Genomic DNA, 13519 nt, shown 5'->3' with positions numbered 1-13519 from the left:
CAGCGGAATTCCTCCAGATCCCGGAACCGCGAACGTAACAAGGGGCGAGTGAACCTCCCAGCCGTGGTAACCAGGGCACAACGGGAGCGGAGCGAGAATGTCTGTCAACGATTCTCGATCGGTGAAATGAGGTGGCGTCGCGCTCGAGCCGAGCGGGTGGCATTCGACGGTACGGACTGAGCGATGATGCGGTTTCGACAGTGGGTGCGCCGGCCTGATCGGTGCGGCCGTGGGGTGCCTCGATGAGTTCGCCGGTATCGGAGTTCGCGGAGAAGCTCGTGTTCGGGGGGCAATTCCCGAGGGGAGATCCCGAGGCGTTGCGTCGGCTGGCGGCCACCTGGCGCGAGATCGCTACGGGCGCAGCCGATGTGCGGGCGTCGGTTGCGGGCGGTATCCAGAACTTGGCGGGTGCCGTCGACGTGGGAAGTCACGTCGGTCGTGCGGTGCACGAGTCGGGGGCGGCGCTGACGAAGCATTCCGAACAGCTGTCGGGATTCGCTGTGGCCGTAGCGGATTGGTTGGACGACGTGGCCAACGACGTCGAGTTGGCCATCACGGAAATGTCGCTGCTCGTGCTCATGGTGCTCTGTGCCGGGACTTCGGTAGCCGCAGCCGCGCAGGCGCGTGCGCGGTTTTTGGCGTTGTTGGAGGGGTTGGTCGGTCGGATCGGCGCGGGATCGGCAGCCGTGACGATGGCGCGGGCCGGCCTGTTCGTGGCGGAAGGGGTTGCGTTCGGCGCGGCGCAGGCGGGGCTCAACATGGGGATCCAGTTGGCCCAGCCCACCCGGCATGGTGTGGACTGGGCGCTGGTTGGCACGGCGGGCCTGGCGGGCGTCGGTTCCGCGATGGGCGGCAGGCTCGGTGCCGGAGTGGTCGCGAAGGTCGTCGGTAAGGATATATCCGCCGGGTGGGGGCGTGCGATTGTTGCCGCCGGGGCCGGAGTGTTCGGTGCACTCGGCGGCGCGGTGGCCATCGGACGGCTCGATTCGCCTGTGACGCAACTGATCAGCGGCGGCGTGCTGGGGTTGGCCGCGCACACGATCAGCGCGGCGCGACAGGGTGCCCCGCCTCTCGATGCGCCGACCGGTACCGACGCCAAGTCCGTGGCCGCTGAGCGGCTGTTGATCGACGGCAAGTCCGCGGCCGCTGAGCGGCTGTTGTTTTCGGAATCGATCGGGGACGGCGAGTCCGTGGCCCGGCTGGCGCAGTTGGCCGAGCAGGGGGCGCGCGAACAGCTGATGGCGCTGTCGTCGGGGGATGGCTCGTCGGTGGAGCTGGTTGGTCCCGCAGGTCCCGGCCGGCGGCCCGGCGGGGACGGCGCCTTCCTGGCGGACCCGAATAGTGTTGCTGGGCAACCCGAATCGCGCGGAATATTCTGGCTCAACGGGTTCGACGGCGGTGGTGGCGACGGCGGGTACGCCCCGACGCGGCCGCCTGGTGACGGCGGCGGGGCGCGGCCCTCCGGCCCGGAGCCTGGCGGTGGACTTCCCGCCGAGCTCGGTGGATACTCGACAACGGACCGAGCGGGCACACACCGAATGAGCGTGTTCGGTGCAGCGGCGCGCGGCGGAGACAGCCCAGGCACCGCCCCGGCGTCGATGAATACCGACCTCGGCTTGTCGTCGGTGTGGCGAGATGCCGGCGGTGCCGTGCCCGATGGTTCGGTCGCCAAGCCGGAGGCACAGTCCGGACCGATAGGCGTGCTGGAGCGAAATCCGCTGCGAGAGCTTGGCATTCGTACGGATACGGCAGTAGAGCTCGGTGAGTCACCAGCGATTCCCCCGAAACTCGAGTCACCAGCGACTCCCTCGATGGTTGAGCCGCCCGCGACTCGCGAGTCGGTCGAGTCGTCCACGAGCCTCGGGACGGTTGAGCCGCCCACGACTCTCAGGACGGTTGAGCCGCCCGCGAGCCTCGGGTCGGTCGAGTCGCCTGCGACCCGCGCGACAATGGATACGTCCGCGACTCCCGGGAGGGTTGATTCGTCCGCGACCCCCACAGCAATTGAGCTGCCCGCGACTCCGGGCAGGGTTGATTCGCCTGCGGCTCCCGGGACGGTGGAGTCGCCTGCGGCTCCCGGGACGGTGGAGTCGCCCGCGACTCCCGGGACGGTGGAGTCGCCCGGGACTCCCACGAGAGTTGAGCTGCCCGGGACTCCCACGAGGGTTGAGTTGCCTGCGACTTCCACGAGAGTTGAGTCGCCAGCGACCCCACCGACAGTTGAGCCACCCGCCACCTCGAGGACGGCTGCCACGGCGCAGCAGCCCTCGGTGACCAGGCAGGGCGGTGCAGCTACTGGTGGCCCGGGTTGGGTGCCCGCGATGCAGCCGTGGGGACCGGTGGCGCCGGACCCGAACAGTCCTGGCGCACCGGACGATCCGACACTGCGGCCGCCAGAGCTGGACGAGACGAACCCGCATCCGCACGTGCTCGCGCGCCCGGGCGCAGTCCAAAGTCCCTCGGACCCCGACGATCTGCCAAGGCCGGCGGCACCGGTGTCCGATGTACCTCCCACGATGCCGAACCCGGTGGAGCCCATCCGGTTTCGAGCAGCCAACGAACCCGGACCAACGGAACCTGCGCACGAAAACGCGGGTGCCGCCGCCTCGGCCGACCCCGGCGGGTCCACCGACCCGGGCCGGGGCGACAGCGCTGCTGGGCAGACTGGTGTGCCTGCCGCGGCTCCGGACGGGACCACCGACCCGGGCCGGGGCGACACCGTTGGTGGGCAGCCTGGTGTATCTGCCGCGCCTGCCGACGGAACCACCGATCAGAGCACAACAGAGCAGACGGAGGTGCAGCTTGCGACCCAGGACGGATCCGCTGAGCCGACTGAAGGTCAAGACATCGGGCCGGTCGAGCCTCCCCCGTGGCTGAGGTCCGACGAGTACGCCGACGCCACGAGCAACGCCACGGCGGACGAGCGTTTTCTCGATCCGATGCGACTGGTGTTCGAGACCGCCGAAATCCGGGCGGCCGAGCCGCAGCGTCCGCCGTCAGTCTCGGTGCTCGGCGTCGAATCGTCCACCGGTACAGCGGATCTCTTGTCGCCGAGTACCGCGATGTTTGCCTTCGGCGACATGGCGGACGTGGACGAGGTGTGGGGGTTCGTGCCGGACCCGGCGGTCGACTGGACCGCGCTGCCCGCCATGGTGCACCAGGCGGCGGATCTGTATGCGGTCGTGGCGCGGCGGTTCGCTAAGGCGGCGGTGGTGACGGTGGTTGCGTACGACCCGTCGGGGGGTGCGCTGGACAGCGCCCGCCGCGATCGGGCAGCGGGTGAGCTGGCGTTGCAGTTGCTGTCCGCGGCGAGCAGGACAGCGGGGGTCACACCGAGGCTCCATTTGGTCGGGACCGGTGCAGGTGCCGAGATAGTTCGGGTGGTTGCCGATGTCCTTGATTCGGATATCTTCTCGACCTTCGTGAAGGACGTCGGCGATCTTCCACTCGTCACCGCGATTGTCCGGCGCGGACAGGTCGTTTCGGAGCGTGGTCATGCGGATCGCCTATTCGAGCGCTACGCCGAACGGGAACAGCGGCTGCGCGAGGCGGGCGCTGCCTACGCCCGCGTTGTGGCTGGTGCGGTCGATCAGGACGAAGAACAGAGTGCGGCGGAGTACGACCGGCGGCAGATCGAATTCGTTCTCGCCAGACGCGAGCTTCAGACCTACGTCGATGAGGGGGTCGTCGAGCGTCACCCGCTGCCTGCTGGTTGGCACCCCGAGCAGTGTTCGACCGTCGATGAGGTGATCGATGGTCTGCGCCGCGGTCGCGGCGTCGAGTTCGAAGTCGACAGCGCCGATCTCGATCCTGCTGCCGCCCGCGAGATGGCTCTGGCGATTCTCGACCACGGTGCTACGGCGGCCAATCTGTACACGATCCGCATCGGCGATCCGTATGGCGTCGAGGGGGTCTCCGACACTTCGACGTCGAACCAATTGGGTGGGCTGCGGTCGTCGGCCCTGTACCTGAACCGAGAGTATGTGGACGATCCCGATCTGTTGCGCGCGGCATGGCAGGCGTTGGTCGAGGCCAACCCTCGGTTGGTGGTGCCGGATCGGCCAGTGTATTGCCTGGTTGTCGCAGAACTGGGAAACGTCCTGGTCGAGGCCGGACGATGGCGCGCGGAGAAGTATCTGCCCGGTTTGCTGCGCGAACTGTGGATGCGTACTCGCGGCGACGCGGAATCGTTCGCCGATTGGGGCCGAAAACAGCTGAATGCCGAGGCGTTCTACCGCGACGGGACTCTCGATGTTCGGGCCGCGCTGGTGGCGTCACACTTCGCGGTGCGGATCGATCGGGCGAACGCGTCCCTCGCCGAACTCGAGGTGCATGATCTGATCCAGCGAATGGCTCGAGTGTGGTCCGCGCGGCACTCACGTTTGGTGCCGCCCACGAACGAATCGGAGCGGGCACAAACCCTGGTGAATATGGCATTGGGCGAGGCGATGGCGCGAGCACACGGCGCCGCTCTCCTCGGTTTTGAAATACCCGGCCTCGACAGTGCCTCGGTGCGCGAATTGGTCACGACCGTTCGCGCGACTCTCGTCGAACACCCGCAGATCAGGCTCGTCGAATCCGGGTTTGCGCCGCTACGCGGAACGCTGGAAGGCACGGCGTATCCGCGCCGCGACGGAGACACACCACTGGGGACATCGCTCATGTTCCAAGAGCGGCTCGCCATCAGCAGGGAGCTGGCTCGAATCGAGGCAATAAAGGCGGACGCGGAGGGGCGTTTCCGGGGCGGAGCCGACGATCCGATGGTTCGCCTCGTGCAGCATGAACTCGGACATGGACTGAGCAACGCGGGAGGCCGCGATGTAGAGCGTGATGCGGTCAACCTTGTCTATGGTCACTATGAAGCAACTCGTGGCGCCGATACCGGGTATGAAGCATGGGTGGTCGAGCAGTACAGCGGCTACGGCATCCGGGTCAACATGCTCGGTGAGCGTGATCCCGACGAAATCGAGGCGCCTGCCGAGGCATTTGTTCAGGTGTCGATGTATTCACAGCTACCGGCCGGCACCGTAGCGGAACCGACCGAGGGTGAATGGCTGCTCTACCAACACCTGGTACTCGCGGCCGAAAGGGCCGAGCTGGAGTATGGCCCACCGACGCACCCGGCAGCGCCCGAGGATCCGAATGTAGTCAGCCCGGCGGCGGATCGCGCACGGGAGGCATTGGCTCGCCGCCTCACCAAGCAACGGCTGGCACTTGTCGAAACCACAAGGAAAGCAGGGGATCTCGAAGAATCCGACGGGCGCCGACGACAGCTCGAGTTGATCGATAGGTTGGCCGCCGCACGGCTGCGGGCTGCACTGGCGCACGCGACCGCCGACGGACCCGCCGAATACGACTGGGCGCAAGCGCTGGATATTCTCGACCAGAAACTCGTCGCGCTGGTGGCGGCTGCCAATGCCGTGGATGCTACGGCCGCACCGAACCACGGCGCGGGCAACTGTGCGGTGTCGTCCTTGCTCACACTCCGAGATCTGTTTCCGGACAGCGACATTCGAGTGATGGCCGATGAGCGGAGGTTGGCGGGAACCGACCTCGGGAAAATCATTGCGGCGGCGGGCGGTGCCCCGGAGGATCTCAGCCGCGCCGAGCTGCGCGCCCGCCTGCTCGACCCGGCCGATCCGGCCGAAGCGGCGCTGGTGCTCACGCAGTGGAAGGTCCCGGACGACAAGGGTTCGCAGGGGCATGTCGAGCTGGCGGTCAACCAGCGGGACGGGGAAGTGGCGAAGGAAGACGGCACGGTGCTGTCCGTCGACGAATCCCGGGTGCGCGATTTCTCGACCGACACGCCCCGAGAGGCGTTCCAGCACTTGGTGATCCTGTTCGACGCCAACGGACGCCCGCTGCGCCCGCTCGACCCGCGAGAGCGGGAGGAGTACGCCACCCGGCTGCAGATACCGCACGGCCACACGCCGAGCAGTGACTGGCCGGAGACGATCGCCGGACTCCGCGAGCTGCTACGGAGCTGGACAGACATCGGCAGCACTGACGAGAGGGCAGATCTCGAACACTGGATCGACCTGCTGGAGGAGGCGTTACGCGGCGCGACGGTGCTTCGGGAGCACGCCGCGCGGCAGCTGGTTGCCCGTGCTGCCACGGCGCCGATACCGGGTCTGTTCCAGGGCGCGCCGGATCTGCTCGAATTGGAACGGCTGCGGCAGAACGCACGGGCACGGCTCGTCGAATTGCTGCCGCCCGGCCCGGTTTCCACGCATCTCGAAGCGCTGCATGCCCATTCGCGGCGGTACTCGCCCGAGGTCAACGAACTCTACCGGCACTATCGAGGCGTCGACGAGAGCCTGTCGCTTGCTGAGACGTTCGGCGAGTGCGCGCACTTGCTCGCGGATCTGCGGCGGGTGACCCAGGAGATAGGAACTGCCGCAGGCGATGCGCGGCAACAGGCCGATCTGGTTGCCCAGACCGAGAACGAGATCGCCGAGCGGCTCGCCGAATCCCGAGACCCGACCTCGGTAGTCGAACGGTTGAATCGGCTGCGGGACAGACAAATTCGTGGATTCGAGGAGCTGTATTCCCGGTTGCAGACGCAGGCGGAAGCCATCGAGGAAGGCGGCGTGCTCACCGCCGCCGTCGCTGGGTTGCGCGGCGACGCCGGAGACGAGTTCGGTTCGCTGCGTGCGGATCTCGCCGACATCCTCGCCGCAGGTGGCTTCGACGGCGACATCGACAAAGCGCTGAGCAAGGATTCCCGGGTACGCCGCTATTTGGCCCGTGATCTCGAACTGGCGACGTCGGCAGTGATCAACGCGCTGGCGCAGGCGGCGCGAATCGAGCTGCTCCCCACCGAGCTGACCGATCCCGACCGGGTCGCCGATATCGCGGACGTGGTGCACACGCTCACCGCGGACGGCCGCAACGAGACACTGGCCACGGCGTGGGGTGTTTTCGCGCAGACTTTCGACGAACTGCAGGTCATCGCGGGTTGCGATCGGCTCCGATCGCGCATCCAGGTTATCGACACCATGGAACGAGCGCTGCTCGACGCGCGGATGGCGTTCACCGAGGTGCTGGACCAGCCCGGTCCCGTGCTCGACGATGCGGCAGCGCGTTACCTGCGAATGCTGAGTCTGGTCTACCGCGTCGATCGCTGGGCGACAACCGTCCAGGTGGTCGCATCGAGACCGGTGCTGCCGGGGCTGGAGGACGGCTGGGTCGAGCAGATGTCGGTCAAATACGCGCTGCCGCACGAACAGCTGCAACCAGGCCGGGATATCCAGCGACGCTTGCTCAGCAAGCTACGGCTGACGCACGACCGTTTGCGGTCGATCATCGACACCGATCCTGCCGATCTGACTGCCGCGCAGTTGCAGGAACAGACGCGGCCACCCGACGAACAGTCCGATGCCGCGGCACGGGTTCCCTACTCGGCCGACCTTTTTCACGTCCCCACCGGATTCGAATGGGAGGGGTTGGCCGACCAGGACGCGGACTGGCTGCTATTCAAGGACGCGCTGGTGCAGGAATATCTCGAGCTTCGGCAATACGCCGACTGGGGTCGGGCCGCGCATCAGCGACGTGGCGAGCTGACCGTGCTGAACACGGCGGTGGACGACGCGGTAGCCGATGCGGCGCTCGACTTGTCGGTGACGGGGCAGCAGCCGCCCCCCGATGGTCCCGAGGATCGTGCGCGCCGGGATCGACTCGGGGCCAGTCTCTTCGCGTTGCGCGGCGAGCTCGTCGGGCTGGCCGCTCGGGCGGCGCAACGGTTTTCTGATGCCTCCCCAGGGACAGGAATCGAGTCCATCACCCAGTTGTGGCCGGGTTCCTCGGCAGCGTGGGAACTCGAAGAGTTGTCCGAGGAGCTGCGCGCCCAGATCGCTCGACGGGTATCGGCAGACCCGGACCTGATGACGTGGCAGTGGGCCGAGGAACAACTGCTCGAACCATCGGCGGCGCTGTCGGCCCAACCGGATCTGCTGGAGGCACTCGAGTCTTACCATCAGCTGGAACTGCTGCTCAACCTTGCTGCGGATTTTCATCGCGCCGAGTCCTGGGTGCGCGCCATCGACGCGGTGGACGCGGGTCTGGTTCAGGCGCGGTTGTGGCGGGATCGTGACACCGGGCCCGGCTTCGGCTGGGATGCCCGTCTCACCGAATTGACCGATCTTGCTTGGCATCTCGACATCATGGCGCGCACTCGCGAAGAGCTGATCGCCGAGGCGGAGACGCGGCAGGAGGCGTGGGAAGAACTTGGTGATCTCGATGATCGACTCGATGTCGAATTCGCGAAGGCCGGATCGTGGGGCGCGGGTGCGAATCGGCGGCACATCGTCCTGAATGCTCCGTTGACCTGTCTGGTCGTGATGTTCCACGAGGCCGCGCAGGGCGATGGCCCGCGGCCAGGATTCCGGATACCCGAGGAGCAGATCGACGAGATCGTGCTGTCCGGCGTCGACGGTCACGACGCGGCGCGGTGGGCGGGCGCGAATTGGCGTCGTTTCCGGGATGTGACGGCGGCCTTCGAGTGGGTGTCCGAGTCACCGCGCTCCGAACGCGCGGCGGGACTGCGGCGTACCGCGGTCTTATCCCTCGATTACCAGCCGATCGATGCGAATGCGGGCGCGAACGCGGTGCTGATCAAGGTGGATGACAACGGCCGCGTTGTCGCCGCCGAGCCCGAGTTGCAGCACGACGACGCAGGCAATCCCGTGGTGGGGGTCCGCCACATCGAGGGCGACGATGCGGTGCGCGCCTGGGCGGCCATGCTGTCGGCGGATGCCGCCGCCGCGGGTGTGCACGCACTCGCCTTCGAGGGCGACGTCCCGGTGGATCCGCTGCACGGCATGAACCCGGATAACGCGGGCAATCGCCAGATTCCGCGCGGCCGCATCCATGGCCCGCCGCCCGGTCCGGATCCGGACGCAGCCGCGTCGCCCGCACGCGCTGACGCCACGTCTCGATCCGACACGCCCGCAGTGCGGGTCGTGCGCCCGCGGGCCGTGAAGAAGCTCACCGGAGTAGATCTCGGCATCATGCTGGCCTCCGGGTCCGAGCAGCAGGAACGGCCGTCGAGCTCGCCTGCCGCGCCGGAAGGTGTTGTCCCGCCTGAAATCTCGGCAACGCCAGCACAGGCCGCAACGCCAGCAGATGTCGCTACGTTGAAAGATGTCGCCACCCCAGATCCAGTGCTGGCGGCCGCTCTCGCCCAACGACCGCACTCGGACGTGATTGTCCTGTCCGGCGACCTAGCCACTGTCGCGGAACGAGCGCGGGCGATCAACGAGTACATCGACGGTCGCGGCGTACAGCGCGAACGCCTTGTCCTCGTTGCCATTCCGGAAAGCACACCGACGCTCGCGGCGGCGATCCGAGCGAATGGGCCCGATGCGGTCGAAACGCAGGTAGCCCGGGCTCTGTTCGAAGACGTCGACGACGTCGTTGTCGTCCCTGACGACGGTATCGCGGACGGAGTGCTGCAGCTGTCCGCAATGCTGGGCGAGGCGGTCTCGACGGCCACCGCCGCCGGTGTCATGGCGGTGTTGCACAACGGTGGGGTGGTGCCCGGCATCACCGGCGAGGGGCACGACCTGCGTGGTCGGCGAGTTTCCGTGGTAGCGGCGGATATTCGGGTCGAAGCACCCACTGGCAGTCGGCCCGAGACGCCCTGGTCCACGCCCGACCGCGCGGTGGCGGCTGGCGTCGGGGGCACCCCATGGTCCACTCGGTCAGCCCCTGCGGCACCCTCGGACCCGCCGACCGTTCGTCGCCCGGACCGACCCGCGGCACTGGAGATCGGTGGTGTCCGTGTCGATCTGCCCTCCGTCAGCGGCGCTGAGCAGCGGGCAGCCCGAATTTTCGTCGCCGGTAGCGAGGTGCCGCCGCTGAATTCGACGGCGACCCGACTGCTGGCACGGGTGATGGCCGAGCCCGGGCGGATCGTGCCGTGGGACATTCTGCAGAGGGAGCTTGTGGGTGCGGTGGGTGACGCGCCTTATCAAATGGTCAACCGCGCCTTGCACGATGTGCGTCAGGCGATCGGTAGCGCGAGCATCGTCACCGTATCCGGTTTCGGTCTGCGTTTCGACGGCGTCACCGACCGAATCGTCGTCGAAACGGATGTCGTGGAGGCAGGGCCCATTCGGCTGGAACGCGCAGGCCGCCGGGTATTCGTCGATGACCAGCTGGTCGAGCTCGGCCGCTTGGAATTCGATCTGCTCGAGTTCGCGCTGCGGAATCAGAGCCGGATCGTCTCGTGGGCGACCATGCGGCGGACGCTGCCTGCGGGAGCAATGCCGAGGACCCGGGACCTCGATGAAACGTCTATCGCGGTCAGGGGAGCGTTCGTGCAATTGCGACGCAAGATCCCGGATCTGCCTCCGGCCCTGGTCGTTCGCGAGCTCGGCTGCCGATTCGGCAGTGCGACAGGCGGTGTCGTGCTGGAGACCACCGAGTCGGGTGACTTGCGTCTGTACGTCAACGGCAGGGCGGCGTCGCTCGATTCGCAAGGACGAGTGGCGAAGGGACTGCCTGCGTATGCGTTGATAAGAACGCTCATTGCACAGGGCGGACGCATTGTTTCACCGCAGACGATCATCGACGAGCTGTACGGCGGAGTAGGAACGGAAGAGGCGGTGCGGTCACTTGTCGCCGCCGTCCGTCGCAGGCTCGGTGCGCAATCCATTGCCACAGTGAAGGGTTTCGGCTGGCGATTCGACGGTGTCGGTGACCGTGTCGTCGTCGACGAAGGCGCAATCGAGGTCGCCGGCGTCCGGTTGGAGCCGCCTGGGCGGCGGGTTTTCGTCGACGACGAGCTGATCGCCTTCGGCCGCTTGGAGTTCGATCTGCTCGAGCTGCTGATGAGAAATGCGGGCCGAATCAGCGGATGGCAAGAACTTCGGGCAGTGGTAGGTACCGACGGCGTATCGGACGAGCTGCTCGGTTCACAGTTGCAGCGGCTGCGGCTGAAACTCGGCGGTCCGACGTCGATTGCGCTCGTTCCCGGTTTCGGTTGGCGATTCGACGGGATCGGTGCGCCGGTTCTCGTCGACGATGACGCTCTCGTGATCGATGGGTTGCGGTGGGAGCCGCATGGGCGTCGGGTCTTCCATCGTGGCGTTCTCGTCGACCTCACCCGAGCGGAGTTCGATGTGTTGGCGTTGTTGATGGCGAACGCAGGGAGGGTCGTACCGAGGACGGCGTTCCTCGGCGAGGAATGGACGGGAGAACAGCTGGATACCCGTTCGTTGATGCTTGCTGTCACTGCACTGCGCAACAAGCTCGGCGACACCGATCCCCGCGTCCGGCGCATCAAGTACGTCGAAGGCATCGGGTTTCGCTTCGAGACCGATCTCGAAGCGAAACCCGATGCCTCGGACGCCGATACGGCCGAGGCCCGGCACGAGTCGGGGTCGACAGTTCGCACCCGCCATGGCATCCGGGTCGAAACGGCACCGCCACAGGTGTTCATTGATGACGAGACGGTCGAACTCGGCCCGAAACAGCTCGGCGTGCTGCGGACATTGATCGGCTCGCCGAGCGTCGTTACCTACCAGGAGCTCGCCACAGCCGTCTGGGATAACGAGGGGGTGCCGATCCCGACGGTGCAGCGACTCGTCGAAAAAGTGCGTGCCCGCATCGGCGACACCGATCGGACCGACCCGCGCATCGAGTCGGTCCGCGGTGTCGGCTACCGGTTCAACGACTATCCACCGCAGTGAATATTTCGTCGTCCCAGCCCGCATAGTCCTGCCACGCCCGGATGTAATCTGTGGCGAAAATGGGTCCGGGGAGATCGGGAATGTCGAAGGCGGCGACCATGATCGGCAGGTGCGCGCTCAGTACCCCGTGCAGCCGGTTCAGCTCGGTCGTCACCCATGTCGCCAGATCCGGCGACATGCGTCGGTGCGCGGTGTACCACGTGCCGCGCGCATGGATGCGTTCGAGTGCGTACGCCCCGGCCGCGGCGCCGATCAGTTCCTTGGCGGTGGGGTCGCTGGTGTTGAGTGCCGCGGTGGCCAATGCTGTTGCCGCCAGCCGTTCCGCGGTCGCGGTGGCCAGTTCGATGGCGGCCGAGTCCGGCCCGAGCGCATGGCCGGCCGAGTGGTAGCTGCCGTTGTGCAGGTCTGCGGCGATGGTACGTTCGCGTTCCGCGAGTGTGTCGATGTACCAAGGCATGCGCGGCGTATCGGGTAGTCGGAGCGCGGTGAGGTCTCGGCCCTGCTTGCCCGCGGTGATCTGCATGATCTGGTTCTCACCCTCGGCGGTGATGATCGCCTCCAGATTGCCGACCCAGTCGACGATGTGGTTGACGCGCAGTGCACCCTGGGCCGCGGCGCGCTGCCTGCACATCATGAGCACTTGATGAGCGGTGTTGGACAGCAACGGTTTTGCGAGCATCGACCACACCGCGTGCTCCTGGCCGCTGCCTGTGGTGGTCGCCCGCAGGTCGCGCAGCCGAAGCCCGAGACCGCTTGCGGCATAGACCGCGGCGAGTCCGGTGACCAGATCTCGTTGCACGGCATCGCGATCGGCCATCAGCATTCCGGCGCCCGGCCTGCGCTGGCGGGTGTAGTTGACCAGCCCGGCCAGCGCGGCGCGAGCGCTGGCGATCGCCGCGTTGGCGAGGTCGAGTCGGCCGTTGCCGAGCACGCTGATGGCGCGGTGGAATCGCTTGCGCGGCGGCAAAGTGCAGTCGAAGCGGCCGTCCGTGGACATCTGTGCCCAGTCCCCGCCGAGCAGCGCCGCGCGCGGCAGCCGCACGTCGTCGAACCGGATCATCGCGTGGTCCATCGGCGCGGAATCCTTGTCCGGCAAGCGCACTACGTGCACGCCGTCGGCCAGCCCGTGCCGCGTGCGCAGCCGGAGCAGGAAGGGCAGCACGCCCTCGTCGCGTCCGTCGACGAGCAGCCGCGCGGTGACCACCGCGGTTTTCGGCACGCGGGCGTCGGCGACGTTGGGCATGATCTTGACCGCGCTGGCCGCCGGTGTGCTGAGCCGGAATTCGCCTGCGGCAGTGTCCCAGCGCGCGATGGTCTGCTGGTCGGCGCCGTTGGTGCCGCCGAGTTCGGTCAGCATCAGCACACCGAGTGCGGCGCCGGTGTCCAGCTCGGCGAGGCAGTCCTGCTGATACCGCGACCCGTTGCCGAGCGCGAGGATGGCGCCGACCGTCAGGTCGAAATGCCCAGTGAGCACAAGCAATAGCCTGGGGGCTGCGACCTGCGCCCAATCACAGAGCGCGCCGCGCAAATGCGCGTCGGCGGCGATCTCGCTGGCCGGGCGCCCGAGCCCGGCGATGACCGCGCGTAACAGCGCGGGGGCGATCTCGGTTTCCCGTGCGAAGGTGAGTCCGGAGGGCGGCAGGTCGGACAGGCCGACGACGAGGTCGCGCACCTGGGTGTGCAGCGACGTGTGGGCACCGAAGATCACCTCCCGCAGCGCCTCGACAGTCGTTGTGGTTGCGGCGGTTTCGAAAGGCCGAAGCGGTGGCTCGGCGTACGTTTCGTTGGCGGTAACGTCTGAAGTTGTCATTGCACTCACCCTGACG

At 67.2% G+C, this 13519-nt stretch carries 2 protein-coding genes; one reads left to right on the top strand and one right to left on the bottom strand.

The genetic code is table 11. The annotated features are described in order from the left end of the window. Positions 1 to 242 precede the first annotated feature (242 nt). Positions 243 to 11693 (top strand): winged helix-turn-helix domain-containing protein, encoded by an 11451-nt coding sequence (locus ACGFNJ_RS14280; RefSeq protein WP_393447195.1) that lies wholly within the window; start codon positions 243 to 245, stop codon positions 11691 to 11693. Here ACGFNJ_RS14280 and ACGFNJ_RS14275 read toward each other — a convergent pair. Continuing rightward, entirely contained in the window at positions 11671 to 13503 is a 1833-nt protein-coding gene (locus ACGFNJ_RS14275) for an acyl-CoA dehydrogenase family protein (RefSeq protein WP_393447192.1), read from the bottom strand. The genes ACGFNJ_RS14280 and ACGFNJ_RS14275 overlap by 23 nt on opposite strands. Positions 13504 to 13519 lie beyond the last annotated feature (16 nt).

The organism is Nocardia sp. NPDC049149 (assembly GCF_043197455.1).
In the GTDB taxonomy this organism is placed as follows: Bacteria; Actinomycetota; Actinomycetes; order Mycobacteriales; family Mycobacteriaceae; genus Nocardia.
Note: the sequence above shows the minus strand (reverse complement) of the source record. Positions and strands in the feature narration are given on the sequence as shown.

Bases quoted from the DNA above. Each gene is read 5' to 3' on its own strand.
- ACGFNJ_RS14280 (WP_393447195.1), top strand. From the start codon at position 243: ATGAGTTCGCCGGTATCGGAGTTCGCGGAGAAGCTCGTGTTCGGGGGG.
- ACGFNJ_RS14275 (WP_393447192.1), bottom strand. From the start codon at position 13,503: ATGACAACTTCAGACGTTACCGCCAACGAAACGTACGCCGAGCCACCG.